Genomic DNA, 12,382 nt, shown 5'->3' on the forward strand with positions numbered 1-12,382 from the left:
CCTAATTCAGTGCGGCCGTTCATCGTTTTACCAAGCCAAGTGTATGGCGTAGTAGCGGCTGCTTAAAAATAGAAAGGTTATCCATCGCTGCTAAGGCAGTATTTCGGCCAATTCGCATCGCGGGTAAATCATTTGAAAAAACATGCACCAAGGCACTGGTTAGCCAAATAGTTTCGCTTCGATCTGTTTCTCTACGTTGACTAAAGCGCATCAGTCCTTGATAAAGACCCACATCCTCACTTTGCTGCACAATTTCTTCTGCTAGTGAGACTACATCGCGAATACCGAGATTAAAGCCTTGTCCAGCTATCGGGTGCAGCGTTTGCGCCGCATTTCCAACAATCGCAAAGCGATGTGAAATATTTTGCTTTCGATGGCGAAGAAGCAATGGGTAACTTGCACGGCGCCCCACTTTTTTCATCGCGCCTAAACGCCAACCAAAATCGTTCTGTAAACGCTGGAGAAATGCTTGATCAGATAACTCAAGAACGGCTTGGGCTTCTTCAGGGTGCAAACACCAAACTAAGGACATTCGATTGTCACTCATTGGCAATAAAGCAACAGGGCCATTTTCAGTAAAACGTTCAAAGGCTCTACCTTGATGAGATTCTTGAGTCACAATATTGGCAATGACAGCCACTTGTTCAAAATCTTGCTCAGAAAGTTCTAGACCAATTTTCTGACAACAGGTCGAAACAGCACCATCTGCAGCCACCAGCAGTTTTGCTTCAAGTTGCTCACCACTTTTCAACGTCACATGGGTACAGTTTTGCTCGCGCTCGATATCGGTAACGGAGTCAGGACAAAACAGCGTAATTGATTCGCTGCTGTCTAATAATTCTTGATATACGCGACCAACATCGGCTAATTCGACAACATACCCTAGAGCTTCAACCCCAACCTCTTGCTTGGTAATCTCCGTCATCCCAGCATGAGAGCGGTCAGAAACGTGGATATGTTCAATGGGTGTGACAAACGGTTCTACTGACGTCCAGAGCTGTAGTTGACGCAACAGATTGACAGTACCGTAAGACAATGCGATTGAGCGAGAGTCAAAACCAGGGTGCATATCTGATTGTGCTTTAAAAGGCTCAACGACGGCAATGCGGAGCTTTCCCTGAGACAAATGGTCAATCGCCAATGCTAACGTTGCACCAGCCATGGCACCACCAGCAATGACTACATCATATTGCTTCATACTAACCTCTGGACAGTCTACGATTAGTGAATAGTAGGTTTTTTGTCGCTGCTTTCAGGACGAACACCAAATTCAGCATGAATCGTTAGTACGCAAGCTTTGATGTGCTCAATCACTTGCTCTAGCAATTGCGCTTGTTCACCAAGATCGTCATCTTCATCGATGCCTAATTTGGCAATCTCTTCTAAGTCAGCCAGTGCTTCTTTAGCGTCATCAGATGCTTTGTTAAGCGCAACGCCTGCTAGACCTAGCCCAGAAATAAAGTGGTTTACAAAGTCGGACACACTGTCGGCTAATGCGAATAAGCCTTCTTCGCCCGGCTCATCTGGCAATAATAAAGACAGCTCCATCGACGTGCCAGTTAGTTCATTGACAGTAACAGTGAATACGCTTTGAGCAAAAGCTAGCGCGGTAGAAGGCCAACCCATACCATCATTGGTGTAGTCAAACAGAATAGGCTGCCAAGTTTGATCATTAATCGCCAATCCACCACTTAACATGCCGACAAATAAGCCATGTAATTCCGCAGGTGTTACTGCTAGGCTTGCAGATTGCAGTTCAGCAGCAATAGATTGGTATTCAGGAAGGGTGATTTCACTCATAACTTGGCTCATTCTTGCGTAATAATGTATTGGTATATCCTACCATCAAGGTTAGTGGTCTGAAACGGCTATCAAATTCAATTTTGGACAGCATTTGTTCAATTTGCCCAATTCCTGTGTGATCTCGTCATCATTTCTCTTTCTGTGATGGGAAATGCTTGAATCTTAATAGCGGTTTTCCTATAGTTTGCTCCTCGGTAGTTGTATGAAGCAACACCTTAGATAGCGCGAATATAGAGTTTATTCATCATGAGCAATCAAGCGATCGACGTTGAAATATTAGGCAAACTTACACGAGTGAATTGTCCGACAGGACAAGAAGAGTCTCTTGTTGCAGCGGCAAAAGATCTGGATCGCCGATTGAAAGAAATGAGCGAACGTACTAAGGTAACCAATGAAATCCAACTGCTGACCTTTGCTGCATTGAATATTTGCTATGAGTTGCACACCAAGTCATACGAATCTAATGGTCAACAGCAAGAAATTACTGAGCGAATGGAAAAGCTCACCGCGTCTTTAGAGAACGCACTAAGCAAAGTTACGCAAGGACAGCAGTAAGTACAAAATTTACCCTGGGGTGTGCGTCAGCAGGATTTAAGTCCCTGAGCCGATAAGCAATACCTAAGGGTTAGTATTTGGTAACTATTGAGCAAGCTCGGCATGCACCGAGAAGCCTACGGTTGTCATTGCTGATCCGCCTTGAACCAGCTGGTTCAAGGGCCACAATCCTCAACGGCACCCTGGGGTATTCTCTCTATGTCAGACCTCTCTCGACAAGACTTCCGCAAACTGATTCGTGAAAAGCGCAACGCTCTGTGCAGTGATACGCAATACCAAGCGGGAATCGACCTTATTACTCAATTTTCCCAACTTCCTGAAATCGATCAGGCGCAACATATTGCCATCTACCTTTCTGCAGACGGTGAGCTTGATACTAAACCGCTCATTGAATGGTTATGGCAACAGGGAAAATCGGTTTATCTGCCCGTCATCCATCCCTTTTCTAAAGGTCAGTTACTGTTTCTTCAGTATATAAGTGATGAACAGCTCGTCTACAACAAGTACGGCATCTTAGAGCCCAAGCTCGATATCAGACACCTCAAACCCGTTCGCCAGCTTGATTTAATCTGCACGCCTTTAGTTGGGTTCGACAGCATCGGACACCGCTTAGGCATGGGCGGAGGGTACTACGATCGTACTCTGTCACGTTGGTTTATAACTGGAGAGGGTGCTAAACCTGTCGGTATCGCTCATGACTGCCAACATGTAGAACGCTTACCAATTGAAAGCTGGGATATTCCATTACCTAAGATCGTGACCCCAAGCCAAATATGGCAATGGGAAAGTGACAAGTAAGCCGCTATAATCACGCCCGCAAACGTTAACGAACATCTATTCAGGAGATTGGCATGACTCAAGATGAAATGAAAAAAGCGGCTGGTTGGGCAGCACTAAAATATGTTGAGAAAGGCAGCATTGTCGGTGTTGGTACTGGCTCTACCGTGAATCACTTCATCGATGCACTAGGCACTATCAAAGATGATATTAAAGGTGCAGTGTCTAGCTCTGTCGCTTCAACTGAGCGCCTTAAAGAGCTTGGTATTGAAGTATACGAGTGCAACGATGTAATGAAGCTGGATGTGTATGTTGATGGCGCAGATGAGATCAACCCAGCACGTGAAATGATCAAAGGCGGCGGCGCGGCTCTGACTCGTGAGAAAATTGTCGCAGCAATCTCTGATAAGTTCGTATGTATCGTTGACGGCACTAAAGCAGTTGACGTACTTGGCCAGTTCCCATTGCCTGTTGAAGTAATCCCAATGGCACGCTCTTACGTGGCTCGTGAATTGGTAAAACTAGGTGGTGATCCAGCTTACCGTGAAGGCGTTGTGACTGACAACGGCAACGTGATTCTGGATGTGCACAATATGCAAATTACCAACCCGAAAGAAATGGAAGACAAAATAAACGGCATCGCTGGTGTGGTGACTGTGGGTCTTTTCGCTCATCGTGGTGCAGACGTAGTGATCACTGGCACACCAGAAGGTGCAAAAATTGAAGAATAAATAACAGCCCAAAATGAACCTATCTGGTTCACTTTTCTGTTATTTCATTACATACGGTGCTGCAAGGCACCGTTTTTTATTCCTTTCTATAAGAAAATTATCTCTTATTCCGTAATTTTCTTACCCAAAGCAATTTTTTTTTGTTACTTTATTGAACAGAAGACGCACAGGGAAACGTTTGTCTTCCTACAAAACTGTTAATTATCCCCTTTTTAATAGTTTTGCCCAATGTGCGCCACATTAGCCCACCTTTCCATTTTAAGGACGAGAAAAAATGGCCAAAGTTTCACTGGAAAAAGAAAAGATTAAGATCCTCTTGTTAGAGGGACTCCACCCTTCTTCAGTTGAAGTTCTTCAAGCAGCTGGTTATACCAACATTGAATACCATAAAGGTTCCCTTCCGGAAGAAGAACTAATTGAAGCAGTAAAAGACGTGCACTTCATTGGTATCCGCTCCCGTACGAACCTATCCGAAGAGGTAATCAATGCGGCGAACAAGCTGGTTGCAATTGGCTGTTTTTGTATTGGTACTAACCAAGTAAACCTAGATGCAGCAGCAAAACGCGGTATTCCTGTCTTTAATGCACCATTCTCTAACACTCGAAGCGTGGCAGAGCTTGTACTTGGGCAAATCCTTTTACTAGTGCGTGGTATTCCTGAAAAGAATGCACTTGCACATCGCGGTATTTGGAAGAAAAGTGCAGACAACTCTTACGAAGCTCGTGGTAAGTGCCTTGGCATTATCGGATACGGTCACATTGGTACGCAGCTTGGTATTATTGCCGAAAACTTAGGTATGCGCGTTTACTACTACGATATTGAGAACAAACTGTCCCTTGGTAATGCGACGCAAGTACATACCATGAGTGAACTATTGAACAAATGTGATGTGATTTCTTTGCACGTTCCCGAAACACCGGAAACGAAAAACATGATGGGTGAAGCTGAATTTGCTCGAATGAAACCAGGTTCCATCTTTATCAACGCGGCACGTGGCACCGTTGTGGATATTCCTGCACTTTGCCATAGCTTAGAAGCTGGTCACCTTGCTGGCGCTGCAATTGATGTATTCCCAACTGAACCAAAAACGAATGCTGACCCGTTCGAGTCTCCTTTACAAAAATTCGATAACGTCATCCTCACTCCACACGTTGGTGGTTCAACACAAGAAGCACAAGAAAATATCGGCTTAGAAGTGGCGGGTAAACTGGCTAAGTACTCTGATAACGGATCGACACTTTCAAGCGTAAACTTCCCTGAAGTGTCATTACCAGAACACAGTGGTGAGTGCTCTCGTCTGCTTCATATCCACAAGAACCGTCCTGGTATCCTAACTCAGATCAACACCATCTTTGCTGAAGAAGGCATTAACATTGCCGCGCAGTACCTACAAACAGCCGCTGAAATAGGCTACGTAGTGATCGACGTTGAAACTGAACGCTCAGAAGAAGCTCTAACAAAGCTCAAAAACATTGAAGGCACAATCCGTGCTCGTATCCTGCATTAAACTGTGAAATAGAAATGACAAAGGCAGGGGTTGTAACTCCCTGCCTTTTGCTTTTTACTGTTTGCTAAGCCTTACTTTAGCTTATAAATGACATCGACTTGATCGCGAATGATCATGGTTGAATCTTGGTAGCTATTCGCTCCTTCTTTACTATCCATCGCCATTGAACGCATTAACACAGGCTGAACGTGCATCTGTCTGTAATTGATCTGCCATACATCGCCCAACTTTTTCTCAAAACCAGTCGCTAATGACCCTGCTTTTTCTCTTGCGTCCTTAATCGCAGCCATTCGTGCCTTTTGCTGATACTCGGCTTGGTTGCTTACCTTAAGTTGAATATTATCAACCTGATTAATTCCCGCTTCTAACGCCATATCTAGGTATTGGTTAAGGTTTTTCAGATCCGTCACCGTGACATCAATACTGCGAGATGCTCGATACCCAACAAGTTCTGCTTTTCCTGATTTAGGGTAATGGTACTGAGGAGCAAGGTATAAATTCGAGCTAGTAATATTGTCTTTTGACAAGCCGGCATCCGATAAGCTTTTTAGAAACTCTTCAACGGTTTTATCTACGGACAATTTCGCTTGTTCGGCCGTCATTGTCGTATCGACTACTTTTACAGAAAACGTAGCCATATCAGGTGTGGCCGTCACTTCGCCATACCCCGTTGTCGTAACATGAGCAAACTCTGGCGTATTCGCCAAAACTGAAGCACTGGTAAGGCTGAGTGCTGAAGCCAGCAAAAATGAATACAATTTCATTCAATAAATCCATCCATACAAAATTAAGTACTTAATCTCAGATTCCAACATCACTATCATGGCTGAGAAAGCGTGTGGTTTCATAATAGAAACTTCCGCCGATTATCCAAGCACCCATAGTGACTTCTAACACAACTTTGACTATGTAACATTGGCGTAATTTTTAAACAAAACACACTTAAGTTAACGATATGCAGCTCTGACAAACTTATTGAGGTAGATGCTGCTGCGCATACCCCACTATCGCGTGTGAGATTTCTTGTAATACCCCAGTTTCTAACTGCCAGTGGTGCCAATAAATCCGATGGGACATTAAAAAACCTGGAGTCACATCAACCAACACACCTCTGTCTAATTCGTCGGTAATTTGCAAGCGGGGGATCAAGCAATAAGCAACACCAGCTAACGCCACTTTTAGAAACGCTTCAGAACTACTGATGTTGTGATGAATAACGCTGTCAGGATTGACGTTAAAATGCTCGGTAAGAAATGTTTTATGTAGATCATCATATTGGTCATATGAAACGGCCGGTGCTTTTGCCAATGTCTGATTATTTACGCCTTTAGAAAAATAACGCTGATAGAACTCTGGGCTCGCGACACAAACATAATCGATGCGACCTAAATAGTCTGCTCTGCATCCGGGGATTGGCTGGGACTCCAAGCTGATCGCTCCTGTCACTTCGCCACTTTTGAGTTTTTCAATAGAGCGGTATTCACCATAGATAGTCAGTTTTAGTTCAACTTGACGCTGCTTCATAACATTTTGCAGCGCTGGCAGTAGCCATGTTGCAAGGCTATCTGCATTAGTCGCTAAAGAGAGTTGCACAGGTCGCGTACTGGTATCATTTTTTAATTCGGGGAGAATTTCATGCTCTAGCAAGCGTACTCGCCGATAAAGACCCAACAATTTTTTACCAATTAGCGTTGGCTTAGGTGGCTGGCTTCGAATTAAAACAGGCTGCGCGAGAAACTTCTCTAACTGCTTGATACGTTGAGAAATGGCGGATTGAGAAACAAATAAATGCTCGGCAGCACGCTCAAAGCTACCCTGATAAACTATAGCGTCTAATGCCTCAATCCATTTGTAATCTAACCCTCGCATGCCTTTCCTCTCACTCTTGATCAAACGCCTCCCGTTAAATTAGTCTATCTAATGTAAGATTAAAATCATTAATTATACTTATTTAGATAAACGCTTTATCTTTCCCTTTTCTGTAAATGTATTTGTTATTTTGAAGTGAGGTGAAGTGTGAGCTTGTGGGTTCTATTGCAAGGTTTTGGTTTAGGAGCATCAATGATCATTCCGATCGGCGCGCAAAATGCGTATGTTTTGAATCAAGGCATAAAGCGTAACCACCACCTAACAACCGCCACTATTTGTAGCGTGCTAGATATGATTTTCATCTCTCTAGGTATTTTTGGTGGTGGTGCAATTCTGTCTCAAAATGAAATCTTACTGACGTCGGTGACACTTGGTGGTATTGCTTTCTTGAGCTTCTATGGACTGCTCTCACTAAAAAGTGCTTTTAAGCCAGAGAGTGAATCGGAATCAAAAGGGGAGATCGTAGCTCGAGGTCGTCGAACGGTTATTCTAGGTGCGTTAGCCGTCACTGTGCTTAATCCGCACTTATATTTAGATACAGTCGTTATTCTAGGTTCGATCGGTGGACAATTTGAAGGCCATGATCGCATTGCTTTTGCACTAGGTACGATTATGGCTTCCTTTGTTTGGTTCTACACTTTATCGATAGGAGCCGCCAAACTAGGTCCAACACTCTCTAAACCAAAAGTGAAAAAAACCATCGACATTGCAATCGCAATGATGATGTTCACAATAGCGTATATCTTAGCGAGTGAGCTTATTGATAAGTATTGGTAATCATAAGGTAGTAAGGCAGCAAAGACATGGAGTCACTAAAACGTATTTATAACAACAATAGAGAGCGATTCAACGCGCTCTCTATTCCTTTTCGTGAATGGCAGCACGAAGCCATCTTAGACTTTGAGACAGATATACGCATTGCGAGAGAGCTTGGTTGGACGGGTACGCATACCAAAAGCCTCTTTTTAACACTCAAAGGACAAGGTTACGCAGTTTATCTGACAGATAAGGACTCGCGCCTCGATGCCAAGCAGATTAAAGCGATTACAGGTAAACGTCCCTCTATTTGTAATGACGATGAAATGGTCGAAGTGTTAGGTTGCGTACCCGGCGCGGTTTGCCCAATAGGCTTACCGGAATACATCACTATCATTGTTGATACCAATCTCTATCAACATCAAGAGTTGCTCTATACGCCTGGCTTACCTGAGTTCACATTTGGATTTGCAGGTAAACATCTAAAACGCCTCTTACTTGCAGGTCATCACACCCTTTACGAAGTATAAAAAAGCGAGGCCTATTGGCCTCGCTTTTGAATATCGACTGCTTTTGATTAAGCGTCGACTTTGTTCAGGTGAACATCCATTTGTGGGAATGGAATCTCGATACCATTTTCATCCAATGCTTCTTTAATACCTTGCATTGCATCAAAGTATACGCCCCAGTAATCTGCAGTTTTCACCCATGGACGAACCACAAAGTTAACTGAAGAGTCTGCTAACGTAAGTACACCAATTGTGATATCTGGGTCTTTCAAGATACGTGGATCTTTCTCTAGCGTCTCACGAATCACTTTCTTCGTTAGTTTAAGGTCTGCTTTGTATGAAACACCAATCACTAGGTCGACACGTCGTGTCGCATGGCGAGAGTAGTTAGTAATGGCACCGCCGATAACTGAAGAGTTAGGCACAACAACCATTTTGTTGTCTGGTGTTTTTAGAACGGTTTGGAAGATTTGAATTGCTTCAACACTACCCGCTACACCACCGATTTCTACGTAGTCGCCTGATTTGAATGGACGGAACGCAACAATAAGTACGCCTGCTGCAAAGTTTGATAGTGAACCTTGTAGTGCAAGACCAACAGCAAGACCTGCCGCACCAATCACAGCAACAACAGAAGCGGTTTGAACTCCTAATCGACCAAGAGCCGCGATTAGCACGATTACAAATAGCAAGTAACGAACAAGACCGTGAATAAATTCAACGACGGCCTTATCCATGTTTTTCTTTTCTAGTACTTTAGAAACACTACCAGCGACTGCCTTAACGATAAGATTACCGATAAACAGAATAAGCACCGCAGAGATAATGTTCACACCGTACTGAACCAGTAGATCTGAATTGTTTGTCAGCCAAGTTTCAGCCTGAGTTAGACCATCCGTTAAAGTGGTATCGATACCCACCGATTCACCTGCCATAATTCTTATCCTCAAAATAAAGAGATATAAATCCAATTGCCGTTAATTTATGAACCTTGTTTTTTAAAGGCTCTTTTCTAAAACAACATCCCTATTGCTCCACTGAACAGTGTCAGATTTTTGGCACAATATCCCAACTCTGACTTTTTTCAAAGTCAGAGTTTCGCAAAGATATGCAAAACAAGACTTTATCAGAGCTTTCTGACACTGACTTGTTACAGGTTACGCAATGCACTCTGATTTCGCCACTCTTAAGACTGATATTCCCATGCTTTCTTTAAAAAAAACGTTAAAGGTGAGATATCTCACTAGCAAATACAACCTAACGCATAAAAATATCGGGAGAAAGCAGAGGGGAAGAAAATGATAGATATAAAAAAACCCGCTCAAAGAGCGGGTTTTTAAGTAACTTAATCAGTAACGATTATAGTACGTCAACTGCGTTAAGGTCAGCAAATGCTTGCTCTAGACGAGTAACCATTGAAGCTTGGCCTGCACGTAGCCATACGCGTGGATCGTAGTACTTCTTGTTTGGTGCATCTTCACCAGTTGGGTTACCGATCTGACCTTGTAGGTAATCGTGGTTTTCAGCTTCGAACTTACGGATACCATCCCAAGTAGCCCACTGTGTATCAGTATCGATGTTCATTTTGATCACACCGTAGCCGATAGATTCACGGATTTCTTCTAGAGAAGAACCTGAACCGCCGTGGAATACGAAGTTTAGAGAGTTCGCTGGAAGACCGAATTTCTCAGAAACGTGCGCTTGAGAATCACGTAGGATAGTTGGAGTTAGTACAACGTTACCTGGCTTGTATACGCCGTGTACGTTACCGAAAGATGCTGCGATAGTGAAACGGTGGCTGATTGCGCTTAGTTTCTCGTATGCGTATGCAACGTCTTCTGGAGAAGTGTATAGTTCAGACGCATCCATATCAGAGTTGTCAACACCGTCTTCTTCACCACCAGTACAACCTAGTTCGATTTCTAGAGTCATGTTCATTTTAGCCATGCGCTCTAGGTACTTAGCAGAAATTTCGATGTTCTCTTCTAGAGACTCTTCAGAAAGGTCGATCATGTGAGAAGAGAATAGTGGCTTACCAGTTTGCGCGAAGTACTCTTCACCAGCGTCTAGTAGACCGTCGATCCAAGGAAGTAGTTTCTTAGCTGCGTGGTCAGTGTGTAGGATTACTGGAACACCGTAAGCTTCAGCTACAGCGTGAACGTATTTCGCACCAGCAACAGCACCTAGGATTTGAGCTTCTTGACCTTCAAGTTTTAGACCTTTACCAGCAAAGAAAGCAGCGCCACCGTTAGAGAACTGAACGATAACTGGAGCTTTAACTTTTGCAGCTGCTTCAAGTACTGCGTTTACAGAGTCAGTACCCACACAGTTTACTGCTGGAAGTGCAAAGCTGTTTTCTTTTGCAACTTCAAATACTTTCTGAACGTCATCGCCAGAGATAACACCTGGTTTTACGAAGTCGAAGATCTTAGACATGGATGTAATCCTATTTATCTGTCGTTTTTAAACAAAACTTGTTAAGTTGAAAATCTTGCAAACGTTTGCTCACAACTGAGGCTATTCTAGCAGAGTTCCTCACACGTTGCAGCAAACAAGAAAGCGGGAGAATCACTCCCCCGCTTTGCTTTAATTACTTAGCGCGTGCTTCTAGCATTTCTACTGCTGGAAGAACTTTACCTTCTACGAACTCAAGGAAAGCGCCGCCGCCAGTAGAGATGTAAGATACATCCGCTTTGATACCGAACTTGTCGATAGCCGCTAGCGTGTCACCACCACCAGCAACAGAGAAGCCTTCAGAAGCTGCGATAGCTTCAGAGATACCTTTAGTACCTGCTTCGAAGTTCTTGAATTCGAATACGCCTACTGGACCGTTCCATAGGATAGTCTTAGCGTTTTTAAGGATTTCAGCTAGTTCAGCAGTTGAATCTGGACCAAGGTCGAAGATCATGTCGTCGTCTTGTACTTCAGAAACGTGCTTGATTTCAGCTTCTGCGTTCTCGTCAAATGCTTTCGCACATGCAACGTCAGTTGCTACTGGAATTGCACACTCGTCCATTAGCTTCTTAGCTGTTTCAACTAGGTCTGCTTCGTATAGAGACTTACCAACGTTGTGGCCAGCAGCTGCGATGAATGTGTTAGCAATACCACCACCAACAACGAGTTGGTCAGCGATTTTAGATAGAGACTCAAGAACAGTTAGCTTAGTAGAAACTTTTGAACCACCTACGATAGCAACCATTGGACGAGCTGGCTTGTCCATTGCTTTGCCTAGCGCTTCTAGTTCGTTTGCTAGTAGAGGACCAGCACATGCTACGTCTGCGTGCATGCCAACGCCGTGAGTAGATGCTTGAGCACGGTGAGCCGTACCGAATGCGTCCATTACGAATACGTCACATAGTGCTGCATATTTCTTAGATAGCTCTTCGTCGTTTTTCTTTTCGCCTTTGTTGAAGCGAACGTTTTCAAGAACAACAAGTTCACCCGCATTTAGCTCTAGGCCATCTAGGTAGTCTTTTGCTAGCTTCACTTCGCAATCTAGTGCGTCGTTTAGGTAGTTAACAACTGGTTGTAGAGAGAACTCTTCAGCGTATTCACCTTCAGTTGGGCGACCTAGATGAGACGTAACCATTACTTTAGCGCCTGCTTCTAGGCAGTGCTTAATAGTTGGAAGAGATGCGATGATACGTGCATCCGAAGTTACTTTACCGTCTTTTACTGGCACGTTTAGGTCAGCACGGATAAATACACGTTTACCTGCAAGATCCAGGTCAGTCATCTTGATTACAGACATGATGTGTCCTCTCAAATATTTAATAATTAAAGTTTTTGAAAACTCGGCAACCCTGCCAAGCCTGTTAATTCTTCAAACTGGTTATAGATATGGAGATATTATGGATTTATTTCAAGGCTTGAAA

General features: G+C 43.6%; 13 protein-coding genes and 1 other RNA gene. 7 read left to right on the top strand and 7 right to left on the bottom strand.

Annotation, left to right across the window (positions count from 1 at the left end; genetic code table 11):
• Nucleotides 1-19: 19 nt before the first annotated feature.
• Together ubiH and R8O70_RS19980 are read right to left on the bottom strand one after the other, a co-directional pair.
• On the bottom strand, nucleotides 20-1,198 hold the full coding sequence (ubiH, locus tag R8O70_RS19975) for a 2-octaprenyl-6-methoxyphenyl hydroxylase (RefSeq protein ID WP_213867359.1): 1,179 nt from the start codon (nucleotides 1,196-1,198) through the stop codon (nucleotides 20-22).
• Nucleotides 1,199-1,221: 23 nt separating this feature from the next.
• Nucleotides 1,222-1,800 carry a YecA family protein gene (locus R8O70_RS19980; RefSeq protein ID WP_033907447.1) on the bottom strand — a complete coding sequence of 193 codons (579 nt, stop codon included), beginning with the start codon at nucleotides 1,798-1,800 and terminating at the stop codon, nucleotides 1,222-1,224.
• Nucleotides 1,801-2,049: 249 nt separating this feature from the next.
• On the opposite strand from R8O70_RS19980, the gene R8O70_RS19985 reads away from it, so the two are divergent.
• From R8O70_RS19985 to serA, 5 genes are all read left to right on the top strand, one after another.
• The gene (locus R8O70_RS19985; protein ID WP_005384553.1) at nucleotides 2,050-2,358 is read left to right on the top strand and encodes a cell division protein ZapA; all 309 of its coding nucleotides are present in this window, start codon (nucleotides 2,050-2,052) and stop codon (nucleotides 2,356-2,358) included.
• Nucleotides 2,359-2,366: 8 nt separating this feature from the next.
• A non-coding RNA gene (ssrS, locus tag R8O70_RS19990) (6S RNA) lies at nucleotides 2,367-2,551 on the top strand.
• Nucleotides 2,552-2,556: 5 nt separating this feature from the next.
• Nucleotides 2,557-3,156: a 5-formyltetrahydrofolate cyclo-ligase gene (locus R8O70_RS19995; RefSeq protein ID WP_005384552.1), complete on the top strand. Its 600-nt coding sequence runs from the start codon at nucleotides 2,557-2,559 to the stop codon at nucleotides 3,154-3,156.
• Nucleotides 3,157-3,209: 53 nt separating this feature from the next.
• Nucleotides 3,210-3,866 carry a ribose-5-phosphate isomerase RpiA gene (gene rpiA, locus R8O70_RS20000; RefSeq protein WP_005380982.1) on the top strand — a complete coding sequence of 219 codons (657 nt, stop codon included), beginning with the start codon at nucleotides 3,210-3,212 and terminating at the stop codon, nucleotides 3,864-3,866.
• Nucleotides 3,867-4,140: 274 nt separating this feature from the next.
• The gene (gene serA / locus R8O70_RS20005; RefSeq protein ID WP_005384551.1) at nucleotides 4,141-5,373 is read left to right on the top strand and encodes a phosphoglycerate dehydrogenase; all 1,233 of its coding nucleotides are present in this window, start codon (nucleotides 4,141-4,143) and stop codon (nucleotides 5,371-5,373) included.
• Between the two features lie 71 nt (nucleotides 5,374-5,444).
• On the opposite strand, the gene R8O70_RS20010 is transcribed toward serA, so the two are convergent.
• Nucleotides 5,445-6,137 carry an oxidative stress defense protein gene (locus tag R8O70_RS20010; protein ID WP_005384550.1) on the bottom strand — a complete coding sequence of 231 codons (693 nt, stop codon included), beginning with the start codon at nucleotides 6,135-6,137 and terminating at the stop codon, nucleotides 5,445-5,447.
• Nucleotides 6,138-6,345: 208 nt separating this feature from the next.
• Nucleotides 6,346-7,242: a LysR family transcriptional regulator ArgP gene (locus tag R8O70_RS20015; protein WP_025768836.1), complete on the bottom strand. Its 897-nt coding sequence runs from the start codon at nucleotides 7,240-7,242 to the stop codon at nucleotides 6,346-6,348.
• A gap of 147 nt (nucleotides 7,243-7,389) precedes the next feature.
• Between R8O70_RS20015 and R8O70_RS20020 the strand changes: the two genes are divergently transcribed.
• Nucleotides 7,390-8,019 (top strand): LysE/ArgO family amino acid transporter, encoded by a 630-nt coding sequence (locus R8O70_RS20020; RefSeq protein ID WP_025998531.1) that lies wholly within the window; start codon nucleotides 7,390-7,392, stop codon nucleotides 8,017-8,019.
• Between the two features lie 26 nt (nucleotides 8,020-8,045).
• A complete protein-coding gene (locus tag R8O70_RS20025; protein ID WP_017633558.1) occupies nucleotides 8,046-8,528 on the top strand; it encodes a YbaK/EbsC family protein in 483 nt (160 codons plus the stop codon).
• A 47-nt stretch (nucleotides 8,529-8,575) separates the two neighbouring features.
• Here the strand turns inward: R8O70_RS20025 and mscS are convergent, their stop codons facing one another.
• The 3 genes from mscS to R8O70_RS20040 all read right to left on the bottom strand — a co-directional run bounded on the left by mscS (nucleotide 8,576) and on the right by R8O70_RS20040 (nucleotide 12,258).
• Nucleotides 8,576-9,442: a small-conductance mechanosensitive channel MscS gene (gene mscS / locus R8O70_RS20030; protein ID WP_005384548.1), complete on the bottom strand. Its 867-nt coding sequence runs from the start codon at nucleotides 9,440-9,442 to the stop codon at nucleotides 8,576-8,578.
• Between the two features lie 424 nt (nucleotides 9,443-9,866).
• Nucleotides 9,867-10,943 carry a class II fructose-bisphosphate aldolase gene (gene fbaA, locus R8O70_RS20035; protein WP_005380996.1) on the bottom strand — a complete coding sequence of 359 codons (1,077 nt, stop codon included), beginning with the start codon at nucleotides 10,941-10,943 and terminating at the stop codon, nucleotides 9,867-9,869.
• A 154-nt stretch (nucleotides 10,944-11,097) separates the two neighbouring features.
• Nucleotides 11,098-12,258 carry a phosphoglycerate kinase gene (locus tag R8O70_RS20040; protein WP_005384547.1) on the bottom strand — a complete coding sequence of 387 codons (1,161 nt, stop codon included), beginning with the start codon at nucleotides 12,256-12,258 and terminating at the stop codon, nucleotides 11,098-11,100.
• Nucleotides 12,259-12,382: the final 124 nt, after the last annotated feature.

The sequence above is a fragment of the Vibrio sp. 779(2023) genome, assembly GCF_033344285.1.
GTDB lineage: Bacteria > Pseudomonadota > Gammaproteobacteria > Enterobacterales > Vibrionaceae > Vibrio > Vibrio alginolyticus.

Excerpts from the sequence above, each read along its gene's own strand:
- R8O70_RS20010 (WP_005384550.1), bottom strand. The coding sequence starts at position 6,137 with ATGAAATTGTATTCATTTTTGCTGGCTTCAGCACTCAGCCTTACCAGT.
- R8O70_RS19995 (WP_005384552.1), top strand. The coding sequence starts at position 2,557 with ATGTCAGACCTCTCTCGACAAGACTTCCGCAAACTGATTCGTGAAAAG.
- serA (WP_005384551.1), top strand. The coding sequence starts at position 4,141 with ATGGCCAAAGTTTCACTGGAAAAAGAAAAGATTAAGATCCTCTTGTTA.
- R8O70_RS20025 (WP_017633558.1), top strand. The coding sequence starts at position 8,046 with ATGGAGTCACTAAAACGTATTTATAACAACAATAGAGAGCGATTCAAC.
- R8O70_RS19985 (WP_005384553.1), top strand. The coding sequence starts at position 2,050 with ATGAGCAATCAAGCGATCGACGTTGAAATATTAGGCAAACTTACACGA.
- fbaA (WP_005380996.1), bottom strand. The coding sequence starts at position 10,943 with ATGTCTAAGATCTTCGACTTCGTAAAACCAGGTGTTATCTCTGGCGAT.
- rpiA (WP_005380982.1), top strand. The coding sequence starts at position 3,210 with ATGACTCAAGATGAAATGAAAAAAGCGGCTGGTTGGGCAGCACTAAAA.
- R8O70_RS20015 (WP_025768836.1), bottom strand. The coding sequence starts at position 7,242 with ATGCGAGGGTTAGATTACAAATGGATTGAGGCATTAGACGCTATAGTT.
- R8O70_RS19980 (WP_033907447.1), bottom strand. The coding sequence starts at position 1,800 with ATGAGTGAAATCACCCTTCCTGAATACCAATCTATTGCTGCTGAACTG.
- R8O70_RS20040 (WP_005384547.1), bottom strand. The coding sequence starts at position 12,258 with ATGTCTGTAATCAAGATGACTGACCTGGATCTTGCAGGTAAACGTGTA.
- ubiH (WP_213867359.1), bottom strand. The coding sequence starts at position 1,198 with ATGAAGCAATATGATGTAGTCATTGCTGGTGGTGCCATGGCTGGTGCA.
- mscS (WP_005384548.1), bottom strand. The coding sequence starts at position 9,442 with ATGGCAGGTGAATCGGTGGGTATCGATACCACTTTAACGGATGGTCTA.